Origin of the sequence: Dyella sp. (assembly GCF_036384435.1) — a bacterium.
Classification (GTDB): domain Bacteria; phylum Pseudomonadota; class Gammaproteobacteria; order Xanthomonadales; family Rhodanobacteraceae; genus GSA-30.
In genome coordinates this window covers 1-18,912 of the sequence record NZ_DASVMI010000004.1, presented here as the reverse complement: position 1 = coordinate 18,912, position 18,912 = coordinate 1, and the positions used below count along the sequence as shown (strand labels likewise).

At 61.8% G+C, this 18,912-nt stretch carries 13 protein-coding genes; all 13 read left to right on the top strand.

Annotation, left to right across the window (positions count from 1 at the left end):
* The coding region (locus VF436_RS00345; RefSeq protein WP_330901969.1) for a GNAT family N-acetyltransferase at positions 1-718 on the top strand (718 nt) is incomplete at its 5' end.
* The gene (locus tag VF436_RS00340) at positions 718-1,830 is read left to right on the top strand and encodes a DegT/DnrJ/EryC1/StrS family aminotransferase (RefSeq protein WP_414649788.1); all 1,113 of its coding nucleotides are present in this window, start codon (positions 718-720) and stop codon (positions 1,828-1,830) included. The genes VF436_RS00345 and VF436_RS00340, both read left to right, overlap by 1 nt.
* Positions 1,827-3,077, top strand: a complete 1,251-nt coding sequence (locus VF436_RS00335) for an O-antigen translocase (RefSeq protein ID WP_330901967.1) — start codon at positions 1,827-1,829, stop codon at positions 3,075-3,077. The genes VF436_RS00340 and VF436_RS00335 overlap by 4 nt, the downstream gene beginning before the upstream one ends.
* 1 nt (position 3,078) lies before the next feature.
* Complete coding sequence (locus VF436_RS00330) at positions 3,079-4,026, top strand: glycosyltransferase (protein ID WP_330901966.1); 948 nt, start codon at positions 3,079-3,081, stop codon at positions 4,024-4,026.
* The gene (locus VF436_RS00325) at positions 4,023-5,171 is read left to right on the top strand and encodes a hypothetical protein (RefSeq protein ID WP_330901965.1); all 1,149 of its coding nucleotides are present in this window, start codon (positions 4,023-4,025) and stop codon (positions 5,169-5,171) included. The genes VF436_RS00330 and VF436_RS00325 overlap by 4 nt, the downstream gene beginning before the upstream one ends.
* A 19-nt stretch (positions 5,172-5,190) precedes the next feature.
* Entirely contained in the window at positions 5,191-6,009 is an 819-nt protein-coding gene (locus VF436_RS00320) for a Wzz/FepE/Etk N-terminal domain-containing protein (RefSeq protein WP_330901964.1), read from the top strand.
* Positions 6,010-6,104: 95 nt separating this feature from the next.
* Positions 6,105-6,971, top strand: a complete 867-nt coding sequence (locus VF436_RS00315) for a class I SAM-dependent methyltransferase (RefSeq protein WP_330901963.1) — start codon at positions 6,105-6,107, stop codon at positions 6,969-6,971.
* A gap of 4 nt (positions 6,972-6,975) precedes the next feature.
* Positions 6,976-8,208, top strand: a complete 1,233-nt coding sequence (locus VF436_RS00310) for an amidohydrolase family protein (RefSeq protein WP_330901962.1) — start codon at positions 6,976-6,978, stop codon at positions 8,206-8,208.
* 14 nt (positions 8,209-8,222) lie between these two features.
* Positions 8,223-8,921, top strand: a complete 699-nt coding sequence (locus VF436_RS00305; protein ID WP_330901961.1) for a class I SAM-dependent methyltransferase — start codon at positions 8,223-8,225, stop codon at positions 8,919-8,921.
* Positions 8,922-8,932: 11 nt separating this feature from the next.
* Entirely contained in the window at positions 8,933-10,447 is a 1,515-nt protein-coding gene (locus VF436_RS00300; protein WP_330901960.1) for a B12-binding domain-containing radical SAM protein, read from the top strand.
* Between the two features lie 53 nt (positions 10,448-10,500).
* On the top strand, positions 10,501-11,577 hold the full coding sequence (locus VF436_RS00295) for a glycosyltransferase family 4 protein (protein ID WP_330901970.1): 1,077 nt from the start codon (positions 10,501-10,503) through the stop codon (positions 11,575-11,577).
* Entirely contained in the window at positions 11,574-12,716 is a 1,143-nt protein-coding gene (locus VF436_RS00290; RefSeq protein ID WP_330901959.1) for a glycosyltransferase family 4 protein, read from the top strand. Before VF436_RS00295 ends, VF436_RS00290 begins: the two co-directional genes overlap by 4 nt.
* A gap of 713 nt (positions 12,717-13,429) precedes the next feature.
* Positions 13,430-18,007, top strand: coding sequence for an RHS repeat-associated core domain-containing protein (locus VF436_RS00285; protein ID WP_330901957.1), 4,578 nt, complete (start codon positions 13,430-13,432; stop codon positions 18,005-18,007).
* Positions 18,008-18,912 lie beyond the last annotated feature (905 nt).

Here is an 18,912-nt window from a genome sequence, read left to right as displayed (position 1 = left end):
CCTGACCTATGGCGGCCTGCTTTCGACGCCAGCGCTGCGCGCGGAATCGACGCTGGCGGTATTCGAGATGCTGGGCGCGCACTATCGCGCACAGGGCGTGCGTTCGTTGTTGTACAAGGCCGTACCGCATATCTATCACGATATTCCTGCCGAGGAAGACCTGTACGCGCTGCATCGCGCCGGTGCGCGACTGGTGCGGCGCGACCTGTCTTCGGCGATCGCGCTGCGTGCCGGAGCGCTGGCCACGCAGGGGCGCAAAGCCGCGATCAACAAGGCCGTCAAGGCTGGCGTGGTGCGGCAGCGTCAGGCCGATCCGCAGGCCTTCCATGCCTTGCTGCGCGAAGTACTGCATCGCCATGGCGCCACGCCGACGCACAGTCTGGATGAGCTGCATCTGCTGATGCGGCGCTTTCCGGAAAGCATCGTGCTGCATGAGGCGCGCCGGGGCGACACCTTGCTGGCGAGCACCCTGGTGTACGACTTCGGGCGTGTAGTGCACACGCAGTACATGGCCGCCTCCGAGGAAGGGCGTCGCGTGGATGCGCTGAGTTTTCTGCTGGCGGGCCTGATCGGCGAAGACTATGCCGATCGCGAGTATTTCGCCTTTGGTATTTCCACCGAGCAAGGCGGCACCGTACTCAATGCCGGGCTGGTGGCTCAGAAGGAGCACTTCGGTGCGCGCGGTGTGGTGCATGATTTCTACGAGTGGGTATTGTGATGGACGTGCCCTTCCTGAGCTTGCGCGACATCAACGCGCGTCACGCCGACGAACTCAAGGCAGCCGCGGCGCGCGTGATCGATTCGGGCTGGTATGTGCTGGGCGAGGAACTGGCCGCCTTCGAGCGCGAGTTCGCGGCCTATTGCGGCATGCCTCATGCCCTGGGCGTCGGCAACGGACTGGACGCGCTGATGCTGATCCTACGCGGTTACATGGCCTTGGGGTCGTTGCGAGAGGGCGACGAGGTCATCGTGCCCGGCAATACCTTCATCGCCAGCTTTTTGGCGGTCACCGGAAATGGCCTTCGCCCGGTGGTGGTGGAACCCGATCCGCGTACGTTCAATCTCGACACCTCGCGCACCGAGGCGGCTATCGGTCCGCGCACACGCGCCATCCTGGCGGTGCACCTGTACGGTCAGCTCGCGGACATGGCGGCGCTGCGGGATATCGCCGATCGTCATGGCCTGCTATTGATCGAGGATGCCGCGCAGGCCCATGGCGCACAGCTCGATGGCCGCAAGGCAGGCAGCTTCGGTCACGCGGCCGGTTTCAGCTTCTTTCCGGGCAAGAACCTGGGCGCGCTGGGCGACGCTGGCGCGGTGGTCACTGCCGATGACGATCTGGCCGAATGTATCCGGGCCCTGCGCAACTACGGGTCGCGCGAAAAATACAGTCACCTGATGCAGGGCATGAATTCGCGGCTGGATGAGATGCAGGCGGCGTTGCTTCGCGTAAAACTGCGCTATCTCGATGAAGATACGCAGCGACGCCGGGTGCTGGCCGCGCGGTATCGCGTGGGCATCCGGCATCCGGCCATCATCGTACCGGCCGTGGCGCACGAGCCAGCCCATGTCTGGCATCTGTTCGTGTTGCGTTGTGCGCAGCGCGATGCCTTGCGCGAGCATCTGCTTGGCTTGGGCGTGCAGACGCTCATCCATTATCCCGTGCCGCCGCATCGCCAACCGGCCTATCCAACGCTGCATCACTTGCAGTTGCCGGTCACCGAGCAATTGCACCGTGAAGTGCTCAGTCTGCCCATCGGGCCGTCGCTGACCGACGAGCAGGTCGACCACGTCATCGATGCCTGCATGGCATTCGTGTCGACACCATGAATATCGTGCGCACAGGCATTTACTCCGCCGCGGCGACCGCCGCGCGCCTGCTTGCCGCGCTGGTGGCGGTGAAGCTGGTGGCATGGATCGCCGGTCCCGTGGGTGTCGGGCGCCTGGGGCAGTTCGTCAGCCTGGTTTCGCTGCTCGCGGTGCTGGCCGGTGGCGGCATCAGTGCCGGCGTGGTCAAGTACGTGGCCGAATACCGTGACGATGCACGCCGGCTTGCGCGCCTGCTGGGGGCGGCATTGTGGTACGCGCTGTGTACCTCGTGCGTCATCGCCTGCGTGGCCCTGTGGCTGGCCGAGCCTCTGGCGGGCTGGTTGTTTGGCGATCGCGGTTACGCAAGCCTGATACGCGTGCTGGCGGTGGCCCAGTTGGGTATCGCCTTGCTCAACTATGTGTTGTCGGTCATCAACGGCTTCATGGACGTGCGCAGGCTGGCAATGATCCAGGTCGCCGGATCGCTGCTCGGCGTGGCCCTGATGCTCGCACTGGCGCACTGGTTCGCGTTGTATGGCGCGTTGCTGGCGTTGGTGGTGGGGCAAGTGCTATGGCTGGTGATCGGCATGCCGGCGCTGGCACGCAGCGACTATTTCAAGCCTGGCATGTTGCGCGCGCGTTTCGATGCGGGCATGGCGCGCCGGCTGGCGGCGTTTTCCACCATGACACTCGCCTCGGCCTTGCTGCCGCCGCTGGTGAACATCGCCGTGCGCGATCATCTGGCGGCCCATTTCGGTTGGGAGCAGGTCGGGTACTGGCAGGCGGTTACACGCGTATCCGATGCCTACCTGCTGTTCCTGACCACGGCGATCAATATCTATTACCTGCCCAAGCTGTCGGCCACGACTGAGCGCAGCGCGCTGGCGCGGGAGTTGCGCCTGGCTTATCGCTACCTGATGCCGGCTGTGGCGGTGCTGGCATTGGGCGTGTACCTGTTGCGCGACGTGGTGACCTGGCTGCTCTTCACGGGGGATTTCGGCGCAGCCAATGCGTTGTACGCGCCGCAGCTGTTGGGCGATGTGGTCAAGATCGCCTCGTTCGTTCTCTCCTACGTGATGCTGGCCAAGGCCATGACACGGTTGTTCGTGCTGTCGGAGTTCGTTTTCGCACTGAGCTACTTGTTGTTGGTCTACGTGTTCACCGCGCACTTCGGTCTGGTGGGCGCGATGTATGCGTTTACCGTCAACTACACGCTGTACTTGTTGTTCAACGCGCTGGTGGTGCGGCGCTACCTGGGGAGACTCTGACATGGCGGGCGACGTGGCCGAGGGTGCGGCGATGATGCCGCTGGTATCCGTGCTGATTCCCGCGTTCAATCACGAGCGCTTCGTCACGCGCTGCCTGGATAGCGTGCTGGAAGACCCTTATCCGGCGAAGGAAATCGTGATCATCGATGATGGGTCGACCGATGGCACGGCCGCCTGCATCGCCGACTGGGTGGCGCGCCATGAGGGTGAGGTGGCGATCGAATACGTCAGCCGGCCGAACAAGGGCATTGCCGCCACGCTCAATGAACTGGCCGCGCGTGCTCATGGCGAGTTCCTGCGCCTGGGCGCCAGTGACGATTACTTCTTGCCTGGCGGCCTGGATGCCCTGGTGCGTTATCTGCTGACCCATCCGGGTAAGGGCGCGGTCATCGGGGACTCGATCGTGATCGACCAGCAAGGACACAAGCTGCATGACAGTGGCATGTGCGACCTGCACGGCGCGGACAAGCGGCTCTACGTATCCGACGATGGCATTCGCCGCGCGGTGATCAGCCAGTGGGCCGTCGGCGGCCCGGTGACGTTGATCCGCAAGAGTGTTCTGGAGACCGTGTCGCGCTGGAGCGAGGGTTTGCGCATCGACGACTGGGACATGTTCCTGCGTCTGGCTGCACGCGATGCCGTGGGCTTCGTCGACGTGCCGGTGTGTGCCTATCGCCTGCATGAGACCAATCTCAGCAAGACGCGCCATATCGCGACCCGCGTGATCAACCTGATGGAATCGCGCCAGGTGGCGTTGCGTCGCATCGAACTGTTCGACGAGCCGTATCGCAGCCTGTTGAAGGCGCAGACCCATTACATCGCCGCCAAGATCGCCTACCTGCGCGGCCACGTGGCCAGCCTGGCGTGGCACATGGCCGCCTATCTGTCGCTGGGTTTTCTTTCGCGCCTGCGCCTTCCGGCTGCACCGCGCAGCGCGGAGGAAGCATGAGCGACTGGTTGCGCCGGCCATCGACGTACCTGGGCCTGCCGATGTTGCTAGCCTGCGGCCTGACCTTGCTGACCTATGATTTTCCGCCGGGTTACATGGAGGGCATGGTGCTGCTGTGCGCCATTGCGCTGGCGGCCATGCTGGGCGATGCCGTGTTGCGCACGCGCCTTCCCGACGCCGGGCGCTTTCGCCAGCGGCGCTATGCGGGCACGCGCGAATCCTTCGTCGCGCTGGCGTTCGCCATCGCCGTGGCGCTGTTCTGCCTGTGTGACGTCACGCTGTTTCCGGTGCCGTTGCTGGGCGATCCATCGACCTACGCCACCATGACCGACGGACGCGAGCACGTGCGCCATGTCTCGGACATGTGCTGGGCCTTGCCGGTGATCGGCCTGCTGTGCGCGCGCCAGCGCTGGCTGCGCAACGTGTTGATCGTGGTCGGTGTGGCGTTTCCGATCCTGGTGATCGACCGCAATCGACTGTTTGCCAGCCTGATCGCGCTGGGCATGGTGATCGTGCTGCGGCGTGACCCCGCACGCGCTTTACCATGGAAGACCGTGACGGCGCTGGGAGTGGCCGCCGCAACGCTGTTTGCGATCCTCGGCATCGTGCGCACCGGCTCGCTCGAATACGTAGCGCTGCCCTTCAGTGACGTCTACAAGGCCTCGCCCGTGGGCATCAAGTGGCTGTTGCTGTACGTCAGCGCCGGGCCGTACAACTTCAGTGCGATCCTGGCCAAGCACTACGAGAATGCCGCGTTCCTGGTCAATCAGCTCGTGCCGATGGCCGGTTCCGTGGCGACCGCCGGCACCGATATCCCGTTGGATGCACCGAACATCAATGTGGGCACGGAGTTCTTTCCGTTCCTGATGGCGTGGGGGCCGTACGGCGCCGCCGCGTCGTTCTTCGTGCTCTATGCGCTATTGCTGTGGAGTGTGCGCCGCCTGCGTGGCGTGGCGCTGTTTCCGCTGCTGATCTTCCTGCGCGTGGCGTACGTATGCCTGATGGCGCCGTTCGCGCCGCAGGCGTTCACCTGGACCAATGGCGGCTTTCTCGTGCTGTGCCTGCTGATGCAGGTACTGGCCGCGTGGCTGCCGAACCGGCGCGGCGCGGCGGCCGCCACGCGCCTGCCTCGACCTGCCGCCTGACCTGCCCGTGACTTGAGCCATGGACCAAGACGAAATCTACCTGATCGACCTGTGGCGACTGCTCGCCCGCGAATGGCGCTGGTTCGCCGCACTGTTTATCGTGGCCGTGGCGTTGGCCTTCGCCTATACGCGCATGGCACACCGTCAATGGGAGGCTACCGCGTGGATCCAGATTGGCCAGGTCGGCCAGGCGCCGGCCGGGCAGGACACCAAGGTCGAACCCTTGCTGCGCGTGATCGAGCGTTTGCAGACACGCGGATTCCAGGATGAAGTGCTGCAAGGCCTCGGCGTGCCGCTGGACCAGCGCGAAGGCCAGCTGTATCGCAAGAGCTTCAAGCTGGAACCTTCACCCTACGCCGGCCTGATCAAGCTCACCGTGCGCGCCGACTCGCCAGGACAGGCGCGCCAGCTGGCTACCGCCACGGTGGAGCATTTGCAGGCGATCCATCAGCACATCGAAGCCGGTCCGTTGAAACTGGCCCAGGATCGGTTGGCGCAGGTCCACGGCGAGTTGCAGAACGCGCTGGCCGATCGCGACCGGCTGCAACAACTGGCCGTGCCCGGCAAGGGCGGCGCTGACAGCGTCATGGCCGGCATGCTGCTGGCAAGCAAGAACACCGAAGTGCATGAGTTGCAGCAAGCGTATGGCGACCTGCAAAGCCGCCTGAGTGCCAGCTATACCTTCGAGACATCCCAGCCCTGGCCGGTGTACGTGCCGGACCGTCCGTCTTCGCCCAATCTGCTGCTGGCCTGGGGCATCGGCATCCTGGCCGGATTGTTCCTGGGGGCGTTCGCTGCGGTGGGCCGCCACGCGATACGGCAGGCGGCCTCGGCATGAAGGGCCGCCGCACAACCAAATAGCTCTCTGGCGGCACTCACGCAGGACACCGCGATCGTTCCCATGATGGCCGCTCCGGTGATACGGAGATGCAGATGAGTGCGCAGCAGAAGCTTGAACCGACCGCAACCGGCCACTGGCGTGTCCATGGCACGCCGCTCGATGAGTCGCAATTGCTGGAAACCCAGCGTGCTTTCGATAGCGTGGCCGCCGACTACGACGGCCCGCGTGGCAACAATGAACTGATCCAGCGCATGCGCCTGACGCTGTGGGACACCGTGCACAGCGCCATGTCCCCCGGCTCGCGCCTGCTCGACCTGGGCTGCGGCACCGGCCTGGACGCGCTGGAGTTTGCCCGGCGCGGCTACCAGGTCACCGCCACCGACTGGTCGCCGCAAATGATCGAGCGCACGCATGCGCGCGCGGTCGATGCCGGTCTGGCCTCGCGCGTGACTGCCCGCCATCTGGGCGTGCAGCAACTGGATCAGCTCGACGGCGAGTTCGATGCCGCCTATTCCAATTTCGGTCCGCTCAATTGCGCGCCGGACCTGCGAGAGGTCGCGCGCCAGTGCGCGCGCCTGGTGCGCCCCGGCGGCAAGCTGGTGTTTTCGGTGATCGGTCGTATCTGCCCGTGGGAAGTGATGCACTACAGCCTGCGCGGACGCTTTCGTCGTGCCGGAGTGCGCGCCACGCGCGGTGCGACGGCGGTGGGCATGAATCGCCACACGATCTGGACCTACTACTACCTGCCACGCGAGTTCTATCGCGCCTTCGCCGATGATTTCGCGCTGGATGGCTATCGCGCACTCAGCTTGTTCATGCCGCCGCCGTATCTGGTCGATTACTACCGCCGTCGACAGCGCTGGTGCGAGAAGCTCGGCCGCCTGGATGACCGCATGGGCGCATGGCCGATGTTGCGCGACATGGGCGACCATTTCCTGATCGTGATGCAGCGTCGCTGAGCGCATGGATACGGCGACCGCTTCCTTCGATGCAAGCCTGACCCGCGCGGCCATCTGCCTGCCCACAGGCATGGCGCGAGTGACCTTGCCGATCCAGGCCGGGCGCATCGGTGCATCGGCCAGCGCCGGCGCCTGTCGCGTGGATCTGCGCGACCACCTGGTGTTTCCGGGGCTGGTCAATGCGCACGAGCATCTGCACATCAACAACGTGCCGCCGTTGAAGAAGGGCGCGCCGTTTCCAAACAGCTACGCATGGATTGCCGCCTTCCAGCGACATTTCGAAAACCCGGCGGTGGTGGCGGCCCTGCATGTATCCAAGGCGCTGCGCATGCGCCATGGCGGCTTGAAGAACCTGCTGGCTGGCGTCACCTGTGTGGCCCATCACGACCCGTGGCACGACGTGCTGGACACGGCGGATTTTCCGGTGACCTTGCTGCGCGAATTCGGCTGGAGCTACACCCTCGCAGGCCCGGGCTATGGCCCGCCGGTGATGGAAAGTTTCGCCGCCACGCCCGCCGGACAACCATGGATGATCCATCTTGCCGAGGGCACCGACGCAACCGCCTGCGCCGAGCTGTGCCAGCTCGACCAGATGGAGTGCCTGGCGGCCAACAGCGTGCTGGTTCATGGCGTCGGATTTGGCGAACACGATATCGATCGGGTGATTGCCGTCGGCGCGGCGGTGGTGTGGTGTCCGGGCAGCAACCTGGCCTTGCTGGGGCGTACGCTCGATCCGCGCCGCCTGTTTGCCGCCGGCTGCCTCGCGCTGGGCAGCGATTCGCGCATCAGCGGTTCGCGCGACCTTCTGGATGAACTGCGTGGCGCCCAGGCGCGCGGCGAGCTGCCGGCGGCCGACCTGCTGGCGCTGGCCACGGTGCACGGCGCGCGCATCCTGCGCATGGCCGCGCACGGGCACCTGGGTCCCGGGGCAGCGGCGGATATGGTCATCGTCGAAGATCGTGGCGGCGACCCGGCCCATAGTCTGGTGGGGCTGGAGCGCAGCCACATCCGCGCTGTGGTGCATAACGGCCTGCCGCGTATCGCCGATCCGGATTTCGCCGACTGGTTTGCCCAGGCGGGCATCGACACGGTGGCAGTCACGCTCGACGGCCGTCCCAAATTGCTGGCGGCCGACCTGGCCGATCCCGCGCTGCTGGCCATGGAACCGGGCCTGGAATGGTTCCAGGCCCGGCGCGAAGAAACCTTCAGCCCGGCGCTGGAAGCGCAACTGCGTTGATGGAGGCTCCGACGATGTCCACCACGCCCGTGCTCGAACCCGCCAAGGCCTATGCCTTATGGGCCGCTTCATATCCGGCCCATGCGCACAACCCGGTCATGCAGGCCGAGGAACGCGCCATGTTGTCGCTGATGCCCAGCGCACTGCATGACGTGACGGTACTGGATGCCGGCTGCGGCAGTGGGCGGTACATGCTGCACGCCTTGCGTCGCGGCGCGACTCAAGTTGCGGGCGTCGACCTGTCGCATGACATGCTGGCCCGGGCCCACGACGAACTCGACGCCTGGCAGGACCAGGCCATGCTTTCGCTGGTGCAGGGTGAGGTGTCGGCGCTGCCCTTGCCCGATGCCTGGGCGGACCTGACCCTGTGTGGGCTGGTACTGGGCCATGAAGCACGCCTGCGCGAATCCCTGGCCGAACTGCATCGCGTGACCCGCCCCGGTGGCATCGTGCTGTGCAGCGATTTCCATCCCATCGGGCATGCGCTTGGCTGGTTGCGTGACTTCAAGGTCGACGGCCGGCGCTACGCCGCGTATCACGTATCGCATCTCTACAGCCATTGGCATGCGGCCTGCGCCGAGCTCGGCCTGGTGATCGAACGGGTGCTCGAACCCATGCTCGATCCGGCCGATATTCCGGCGGGTGCGCATTTCGATCCGGTCGCGCTGCATGTGCCGGTGGCACTGGTGCTGCGCCTGCGCCGACTCTCCTGATATCTGTTCCCATGACGCATACGCATCGCACCCTTCTGCTCAATCCCACGATCACCTCGCGCTCCAGCGCGCGTTTTCCCCTGTCGCTGCTCAATCTGGCCGCATCCATCGACCGCACGGGCAGCAGCCGGATCATCGACGGCAACGTGGATCGCGACATCGTCGGCGAGACCTTGCGCGCGATGGAGATGGAGCACTTCGATGCCGTGGGTGTGAGCGTGATGGGCGGTCCACAGATCGCGCCGTCGATCGCCGTGTCGCGCGCGGTGCGCGAACGCTACCCCAATACGCCGATCATCTGGGGTGGTTACTTTCCCACCCTCTATACCGATACCGCGTTGTCGGCACCGTATGTGGACTATGCGATTCGCGGGCAGGGTGAAGAAAGCCTGCCTGAGCTGCTCAAGACCTTGCACGATCCGAGCGAAGCCAACCTCGGGCGTATCGGCGGCCTGTCCTGGAAGCGCGGCGACGAACACGTACACAACGCGAACCGGCGCTTTTCGCTTGGCGACAACGGCCTGGTGCTGCCCTACGAGAAACTTGGCGACCCGAGCCGCTACTTGGCGCGTACGTTCCTGGGGCGCCGCACCGCGGCGCACCAGGCTGCGATCGGCTGTCGCTTTCGCTGCACCTTCTGTGGCGTCGCGGCGATGTTCGGCGGCACCACGGCGCTGCCCACGGCGACACGGCTGGAGCGAGAACTGAGCTATCTCAAGTACGAACTAGGCGCCGATTCCATCCAGTTCTTCGATCACAACTTTTTTGATCGCGAAGTGGACATGATTCCGTTGCTTGAGGTCATGGCCAAATTGGAAATGCCCTGGTGGTGCTACGCACGCGCCGACGCCTTGCTCAACTTGTCCGAAAGCACCTGGAAGCTGGTGCGCAAGAGTCGTCTGCGCATGGCCTATATCGGTGCCGAGTCACCCAGTGGCGCCATGCTCAAGGAGATTCGCAAGGGAACGCGACCCGACCAGACCCTGGAAGTCGCCGAACTGTGCCGGCGTAACGGCGTGATTCCCGAGCTTTCCTTCATGGTGGCGCCGCCGGTGAACACGGTGCAGGAGACCGAGCACACGTTTGAATTCATTCGCGAACTCAAGCGTATCAATCCGGCTTCCGAGATCATCGTCTATATCTACACGCCGCTGCCCGAAAGCAGCAAGCACGAGAAAGATCGCGGCAAGCGCGCCTCGATGCCCTTGCTCGACCTGCACGGCGAGCCAGTGGTATTCCCGGCCTCGCCCGAGGAATGGATGCAGCCGCAATGGGTCGACTACGCCTGCCATGCCGATGCTCCCTGGCTGACCGACGACCTGCGCCAGCACATCCGCGATTTCGTCACCGTCCTGCGTTGCCGTTTTCCGACCGTGCAGGATCTGCGTTCGCCGCCGTGGGCCAAGCGCAGCCTCAGTGCGATCGCCGCGTGGCGCTACCGTCACCGCAGGTATGACCGGCCATGGGAGCTCAATCTCGCCAATCGCCTGGTGCGCCTGCGCATGCCGCAGGTCTCTGGGCTTTGAACGCGAGCATCCTGCACGCCGTGCAGCTCAATCTCGTCCCCGTGCCCGATGGCATGGCCGCATCCGACGTATTCGTGCACTGGCCATCGCTGGCCGACATCGCCGACGCGGCTGCCGCGGGTGGTACGCGCGTGTCGGTGATCCAGGCCGCCGCGCGCGAGGAACATATCGTGCGCAATGGCATCGATTACCACTTCACGCCACAGGGCCTGGGCACATCGGCAGCCACGCGCGCGCGCGGCTACGCGACCTTGCTCACCCGGATGCGACCGGATGTGCTGCATGTGCACAGCATCGCGGCTGCCGAAGACGCGTACGCCATCACACGCGAGCTTCCCAGGTTGCCGGTGCTCTTGCAGGACCATGCCGATGCCGTGCCGAGATGGTGGCGCCGCCTTCGTTGGCGCCGTTGGCTCGGCGCGGCGGCCGCGATCTCGTTCACCGCGCCGGAGCTGGCGGATCGTTTCGTACGCGCTGGCTTGATCGCACCGCGGACGAAACGCCTCGCTGTGCCCGAATCCAGCAGTCGATTCATGCGGGGCGATCAGGTTGCGGCACGCCGTGAGCTGGGCTTGCATGGAGATCCGTGCGTGGCCTGGGTGGGTCATCTGCAAACCGGCAAGGACCCTTTGACCGTGCTCGAAGGTGTCGCGCGCACCGCCGAACGCCTGCCAGGTTTGCAGCTATGGTGCGCTTACGGGCAGGCCCCCCTGCTTGCCGAGGTACGCGAGCGGTTGACCGGCGATCCGCGCCTGGCCGGTCGCGTGCATCTGATGGGCAAGCTTGACCACGCCAAGGTGGAAACCTTGTTGCGTGGCGCCGACCTGTTCGTCGCCGGCAGCCATGCCGAAAGTTGCGGGTACGCCCTGCTCGAGGCACTCGCCTGTGGTGTGGCGCCGGTGGTTACCGACATCCCGTCGTTTCGCCGCCTGACCGGCGATGGCCGCGTGGGCAGGTTGTGGCGTCGCGGTGATCCGGCAGCGCTGGCCGATGCCCTGCTGCACGTGGCTGCGAACCTTCCGTCGAAGCAAAGCGTGCGCGATCATTTCGACGCTGAATTGTCCTTTACGGCGCTGGGGCGACACTGGGCCCACGCGTATGCGCAGGCATGCATGGAGAGCGCGACATGAAGCTTGCGCTGGTCGTGCCTGGTGGCGTCGATCGCAGCGGTGAATACCGCGTCATTCCTGTGCTGTTGACCTTGATCGAGCATCTGGCGCGCAACCATGAAGTGCACGTCTTTGCCTTGCGCCAGGAGGCCAGGCCGGATCGCTGGTCGCTGGCGGGCGCGACCATTCACAATATCGGCGACGGCTGGCCACGTCGCCGCGCAATAGCGGCGATACGCGCCGAACATCGTCGCGCGCCATTCGATGCGATCCAGTCGATCTTCTCCGGTTCGTGCAGTTTCGTGGCCGTCGCGGCGGCCCGATGGTTGCGCGTGCCCAGCCTGGTCCATATCGCGGGCGGCGAACTGGTGGCCCTGCATGCCATTGGATACGGCGGCAGGCGCCATTGGCGCAGCCGTGTGCGCGAAGCCATCACCCTGCGCATGGCCAGCGCCGTCACGGCGGCCAGTGGCCCGATCATCGAGTCTTTGCAGGCCTTGGGTATCCATGGCTGGCGTGTGCCGTTGGGTGTGGATCTATCGGCCTGGCCGCCGCTGCCGCCACGCAACCGTGCGCCCGGCCCGGCGCGCCTGTTGCACGTGGCCAGTCTCAATCGCGTCAAGGACCAGACCACGCTGCTGCGTGCCCTGGCGATGTTGGCGCAACAGGGTGTGAACTTTCACATGGAGATGGTTGGCGTCGATACGCTCGATGGTGAAATGCAGGCGCTGGCCAGTGAGCTGAAGCTGGAGACACACATAAGCTTCCTGGGCTTCAAGACGCAACGCCAGTTGCGCCCCATCATGGAGCGCGCCGACCTGCTGGTGATGTCCTCGCTGCACGAAGCCGGCCCGCTGGTTCTCCTGGAAGCGGCGATTGCCGGCGTGCCGACCGTTGGCACGGCCGTCGGACATGTCGCCGAATGGTCACCCACCGCTGCACTGGCTGTACCGATAGGTGACACCGATGCCCTGGCCCAGGCCGTAGCGCGTGTGCTGAGCGACGAAAGCCTGCGTCTGCGCCTGGCCTGGGCCGCGCAATGCCGCGCCCTGGTGGAAGATGCTGAATACACGGCGCGTGCGTTCGATGCGCTATATGTGAGGTTGGCCTTGGAGCGAAGAGCTAGGAGTGAGTGGAGAGGAGTGAGTGGAGAGGAGTGAGGAGTGAGGAGCAAGCGTGGGCAGTTAGTGCGATTTTTTCTGTTCTCGTTCCTCGGGGGCTCGATGCAGGTCGTTGAGGGGTTTTTGTTGGGTATTCGCGATGGCTGCTCTGGTCGGGATGCACTGCCATTCGGAATAACTGCCTCTTCAGCACAGAAGCAAAATAAAATTTATAGCCATTTATTTTGTGCTGCGTAATGCAGTGGATTCGATTAAGCGGGAAGGCGAGGATGTCTTATTTTTATGGTCGCGTGCGTGTTCAGGGGACGCATGCTCAACCAATCCGCCGATTGGGCCAACAATAGGCTCGGCATTACCCGGCGCCCGTGCCAGGAAATTGGGTTTGCAATCACCGTGTCGTATATCCGCCGCGGCCCTGTCTCAGCTTTTGCTACCGGCTTTGGGCATCATGGTGACCTGCGACATGGGGTTGTCTAGCCGAATCATGGAGTCAGGCAATTCATCGCAAGAATTTGCTTGTTGACATGGAAAAAACTTTGGAGTGCAGTATCAGTACCATTCTCAAGGATGAAAAAGGGGGCAAGCAGGATGCTTCATCTCGGTTCTCAGTCGAAGAACCCTTTCAGGGTCTAATACCTTTGATTTTTCTTTAGCGCTTCTTTCCCCATAAGAGGCTGCACGGGCGACTCTGCCCGTTTGATTTTCAAAAACATTTCCCCCGGGTTGGCCAAGGCCAAGCCGAAAGCATTGTCATGGCACAAGGAATCGCAATGGCTAGTTATGGTTTTCTCCTCCTCTCCAAGCAGCGTGGGTCTTTGCTGGCGCTCTCTCTTGCAGGATTGTTGGGCGCAGGCTCGGTGCATGCCCAGCAGTACTACGGCCCTCCCTACACCGTTCAAACGGCCGTGCTCGTGGGATCGTACAACTCGTTGGGCGATGCAGCCAACGCATTGGCTGCGGCTTGGGAGCCTCATTGCCCTGAGTGCACCGTCTCTTCGGTCTACAGGGATCCGAAGACGAACGGCTCCGTTGCCGCCGCTGTGCTTCTCACCACGCCAGGGGGGGCCACATCGTCGGATGGCATTTTTGCGACGGAGCAGTTTGACGACCCGAAGAAAACGGCGGGCGCTTGCATTACATGCTCAGCGGGTGATGGAAACCATACAGCCGGCTCCAGCCCGAGTCGTAGTTCGGGCGAGGCCTCCAAAGATACCCGGGGCGCCCCTCAAACGGGCCGGACAGCGGGTGACCCGGTGGATTTGGGCAGTGGCAACAAGTTCATGCAGGAGACCGATTTTCGCGGCGGTGAGTGGCTGACTTTCCGTCGCTTCTACAATTCACGATCGCCCGTGACCAGTGGCAACGTGGGCACGCAGTGGCGGCACACGTTCTCCCGCAGGTTGGATGTCATGAAATCGGCCACGGGACCGAATGTCACGGGTGCAACCATCAACCAATTGGTGCTCGAGCGACCCGACGGGGCCAGTGAGACGTTTACGCAAAACACCAGTGGTGCATGGGTGGGGTCAGTCGACGACCCAGATACCATCACCGAATGGAAGGACGCCAGTGGCAACACCACGGGGTACTCGGCCTTCTTTGTGGGGAACCAGAAAACGGAGTTGTATTCGCCCACAGGCCAACTGTTGTCCATCACGGACCTTTCTGGCACGGTGACGACGTTGACCTACAGTGATGCCACGACGCCTTCCACGGTGGCACCGGCCCCTGATTTGCTCTTGACCGTCACCGCCCCCGATGGTCGGCAGCTCGGCTTTACCTATGACGCGAGTTCACGCGTTCAAACAGTGACGCAGCCCGATGGTGGAACGTTGACGTATGGCTACGATTCCAACAACAACCTGACGTCTGTGACGTACCCTGATACTCACACCCGCCAGTATCTGTACAACGAGTCGGCGCAGGTCAGCGTGTCGCTGCCCAACGCCATGACCGGCGTCATTGACGAAAAGGGCACCCGGTATGAGACCACCTCATACACCCAGGGTGGCCGCGTCAACACGACCCAGTTCGCGCTGGGTGCGGACAAGACCAGTTTCGACTGGTTTGGCTTCGTCGACAACAACGTGATGCCAGTGGAAGTGACCACCCCGCTTGGCTACACCTATGAACCGGCGTTGATGAATTTTGGCGGTGGCTACAAGAACACCGGTTCCAGCTCGAATTGCGGGGCAGACTGTAATGAACCCTGGAAGTCGGTCACCTATGATTCCAACGGTTGGCCGGCGAGCTATACGGATTTCAATGGCAACAAGACCCTGACCACCGCCAACGCGGTGGGCCTTGTCACCCAGCAAGTGGATGCCAGTGGCACGGCCATTCAACGCACGACCAACACCACGTGGGATTCAACCCTGCGCAACCCACTCACGCGTCGTATTTTGGATGCAGGTGGAAACACGGTTTCTCTCGAAGGTTGGGTTTACAACACCCGGGGTCAGGTTCTGGCGTCGTGCCAAATGGACCCGAGCGTTCCTGCGGCGGCCAATTACACCTGTTCGGCCACCGGAACTGTGCCGGCTGGCGTAAGTCGAACCACCGATACCTACTGTGATGCGGTGGACACCACACAGTGCCCCTTGGTCGGACTGCTGTTGACCCAAAAAGGGCCACGAACGGATGTGGATGACACAACCACATACAGCTACTACATGGATGACAATGCCCTTCATCACCATGGCGATTTGGCCTCGGTCAAGGACGCGTTGGGGCATGTGACAACCTATCTTGCTTATGACGGCGCAAAGCACGTCACCACCATGTTTGATGCCAATGGCATTATCACGTCGTTTACCTACACCCCGCGTGGCTGGTTGTCCTCCGTGGTCACGGGTCTTTCCAATCAGTCCACAACCACCTACACGTATACCGCTTTTGGCGCGGTGGAAACCGCCACTGACCCCGATGGGGTGGTCACGACGTATGGCTATGATGATGCGCATCGCCTGACCAAAATCACAGACGGGCAAGGCAACTTCATCCAGTACACGTTGAATGCTGTTGGCAAGCGCACGGCTGAAAACATCTATGCATCGGGTGGAACGAGCCCTGTGCACAGCCTGTCACGCCAATTCAATATCATGGGGCAACTGGTCAAGACCTTGGATGGTTTGAACCACACGGTGTTCGATGCCAGTGCTACGGGAAGCTACGATACCAACGGAACCCTGGTGCAGTCGAAAGATGGACTGGGGATCCAACGAAAGGACACGTTGGACGCCTTGAATCGCCTGGCCAGCACCATCGAAAACTTCAATGGTGCGGATACGGCAACCAAAAACACCACGACGGCCTTCACCTATGATGCGTTGGATCGGACCAAACAAATCACCGACCCATCCAGCCTGACGACCACGTACAGCTATGATGGCCTGGGCAATCCGGTGGGTCTGCAAAGTCCCGACACGGGAAGCAGTGGTGACACGTTTGACGTGGCTGGCAATCGCCTGACCCATACCGATGCCAGAGGAGTGGTCAGCACCTCCACCTATGATGCCTTGAATCGGGTTTTGACTACCACGTACGCGGACGCGTCGCTCAACGTGGCGTATCACTATGATGAGTCGGTGTATGTCAATAATTGCCCACGCGGTCGAGGCACTCAGCGCAATGGCTACTTGACCAGCGTGGTGGAAAGCAACGTGACCACGGTCTATTGCTACGATGACCTTGGCAATGTCGTGCAAAAGCGCCAGACCCAAGGAACAACGACCGACACGACCAGCTATGCCTACACGGTGGGCCATCGCTTAAGTCAAGTCACCTACCCCAGTGGCACGGTAGTCAACTACGTTCGGAACAACTTGGGCCAAGTGACGTCTGTGACCGCCACCCCGATGGGAGGTGCTGCTCAGACGGTGGTGAGCAACGTGACCTATCTGCCCTTTGGGCCTGTTTCGGGTTACACGCTGGGCAATGGGCAAGCAGTGACTCGTACGTATGATGCCAATTACCGTTTGACGGACCTGGTCAGTCCGAATTTCAGCCTGCATTTCTTGCTTGATGCGATGGGCAACATCACCGCACTCGGGAACACCCCCGGCGTTGCAAGCCCTGTCGAGACCTACACCTATGACCCGCTGTATCACCTGACCGGTGTGCTGGACGGACAGGGTAGTCCGATTGAGTCGTATACGTACAATTCAACCGGTGATCGGTTGAGCAAGACCAGCGTCGGCGGCCTTTCGACCGGGACGTATGGGTATCAATCAGGAACACACTGGCTCACCAGTATTGGAAACTCCGCCAGATCGTATGACTTGAACGGCAACACCACAGGGAATTCAACGGGTGGTCAGACGTTTGGATTTGGCTATGACGGGCGCAATCGCTTGACTGTGGTGCAGGCGAACAATGCGACGGTGGGAACGTACACCTACGATGCGATGGGTGAGCGCATCAACAAATTACTTGCGCAGGCGCAGGTCAGTCAGCGGTTTACCTATGACGAATCAAGTCAGCTTCTCGGCGAGTATGGGGCATCCAGCCGAGATTACATCTGGATGGACGATTTGCCGATTGCATTAGTCAACGGCTCTAGTTCGACCGCGTCAGTTGATTTCGTGGTTGCGGATAGCCTTGGAACACCTCGCTCCATCAGTAATACTTCGGGAGCCCAGGTATGGCAATGGACGTATCAAAGCAATCCGTTTGGTGAAAAGCAGCCGACGAGCATTGGCGGCTACAGGTTCAATCTTCGATATCCAGGGCAATACTTTGATGCGGAGAGAGGCGTTGCATACAATGTTAATCGTGATTATGACGTCTCCGGGGGGCGATATTTGCAGAGCGACCCGATGGGTTTGGCTGCGGGCGTGAGTACTTATGGATATGTGAATGGTAATCCATTGGTTTCCGTCGACCCAATGGGTCTGGATGACATTGCTAGGATACCTCGCGTTCACTACGGGGATTTTGGCGAGCTAGATGAAACCCCTTGTCAGAGACGAGCAGATAAGGAATTCATTATCTCGATGACACCAGTGGTTGGGACTATCCATGCGCTCTATGAGCTTGCCGAAGGGGACGGCAGTGCTAGCGGGATTGCGGACACGACCGGTCAAACGATTGACGCGACAGAAAGGGTGTTTTCGGGTAGCGCAGAAAATGCAGCAGCAAGTGCACAGGCTTTACGTAAGGCATCCATGTACAACAAGCAGCAGCGCGCTTTGAGAGCTTCTTCCAATGCAGACCGGTCGCTTGGTAAGCTCTTCAAAGTGGGTGGGCACACATTGGCTGCCATTAGCTACGGTCTTGCCGTATACGAATTACGTCGAGATTATCAGGAGTGCGAATGTGAGGGAAAATAATATGACCCAAAATCGTGTTGCCTGGGCATGCATGGCATGGGTAGCTCTATTGATGTTGCTTGCGTACGGAGTCGGGAGCACAAGAGAAATTTGCTACTTGATCAGTGCGGCCGGTGTCCTAAGTGCACTGCTTCTATGGTTTCTCTTGCCCCGTAGTTGGAAGAGCTTACGCTCATCGAACATCGGTACTGGTATGTTAAATCTCCTGAGAGGTCTATATGGCGTGTTTCTACTCCATAGCTTTTTAGGGCCGGTGTTGTTGAGCTATGTGCATGGAGAAAGGTTTCGTATCTTTTCTGTGCTCGTCGTGAGCTTTAGTAGTTGGGCCATCATTGCCAAGGTCAGAAGCTTGTATACAAACTCACTGATGGATAGCTTCGAGCACGAAAGCCTGCCCTAAGGGGCGGAAAGCTAGTACTTTGCATATTTTTTTCCGTCGAAGCCCGCTCATTGAGCGGTCTTTTTTGTTTTCAAAGCAGCCTTCACGTTCGGACTGCCGGGTTAAGGGCCATCTCGAGTCAGCGTCCGTCGCGTTGCTCTATCCCGCTCCAACCCTGCGTTTCCTTCCTTGACAGTGACTCTCTTCGGGCAGGACGGCTGCCATGGGCAGCGTGTTCCCACCCGCCGACTACGCTAAGCAGTTACAGTACTCCCGGACTTCAAACTAACCCGCTGCTCAAGGCGTGGATGCCGCATCCACAACTCTGTTCCTGACAAACCAAATGGAGGAGTGCGGCCGGCGGCGCCTCAATGCATCCCGAATATTGAACCGCCCCGGCTTTGTCGGAGGCTCCCAATCTTGAGAGGATGGAGCCATGACGAAGCAGAAATATTCAAAAGAAGTTCGGGAGCGAGCGGTGCGGATGGTGCGCGAGCACCAGCCTGACCATCCGTCGGAGTGGGCC

What these genes read in the sequence shown, in the direction of transcription:
- VF436_RS00340 (WP_414649788.1), top strand. Translation starts at nt 718, where the DNA reads ATGGACGTGCCCTTCCTGAGCTTGCGCGACATCAACGCGCGTCACGCC.
- VF436_RS00335 (WP_330901967.1), top strand. Translation starts at nt 1,827, where the DNA reads ATGAATATCGTGCGCACAGGCATTTACTCCGCCGCGGCGACCGCCGCG.
- VF436_RS00330 (WP_330901966.1), top strand. Translation starts at nt 3,079, where the DNA reads ATGGCGGGCGACGTGGCCGAGGGTGCGGCGATGATGCCGCTGGTATCC.
- VF436_RS00325 (WP_330901965.1), top strand. Translation starts at nt 4,023, where the DNA reads ATGAGCGACTGGTTGCGCCGGCCATCGACGTACCTGGGCCTGCCGATG.
- VF436_RS00320 (WP_330901964.1), top strand. Translation starts at nt 5,191, where the DNA reads ATGGACCAAGACGAAATCTACCTGATCGACCTGTGGCGACTGCTCGCC.
- VF436_RS00315 (WP_330901963.1), top strand. Translation starts at nt 6,105, where the DNA reads ATGAGTGCGCAGCAGAAGCTTGAACCGACCGCAACCGGCCACTGGCGT.
- VF436_RS00310 (WP_330901962.1), top strand. Translation starts at nt 6,976, where the DNA reads ATGGATACGGCGACCGCTTCCTTCGATGCAAGCCTGACCCGCGCGGCC.
- VF436_RS00305 (WP_330901961.1), top strand. Translation starts at nt 8,223, where the DNA reads ATGTCCACCACGCCCGTGCTCGAACCCGCCAAGGCCTATGCCTTATGG.
- VF436_RS00300 (WP_330901960.1), top strand. Translation starts at nt 8,933, where the DNA reads ATGACGCATACGCATCGCACCCTTCTGCTCAATCCCACGATCACCTCG.
- VF436_RS00295 (WP_330901970.1), top strand. Translation starts at nt 10,501, where the DNA reads ATGGCCGCATCCGACGTATTCGTGCACTGGCCATCGCTGGCCGACATC.
- VF436_RS00290 (WP_330901959.1), top strand. Translation starts at nt 11,574, where the DNA reads ATGAAGCTTGCGCTGGTCGTGCCTGGTGGCGTCGATCGCAGCGGTGAA.
- VF436_RS00285 (WP_330901957.1), top strand. Translation starts at nt 13,430, where the DNA reads ATGGCACAAGGAATCGCAATGGCTAGTTATGGTTTTCTCCTCCTCTCC.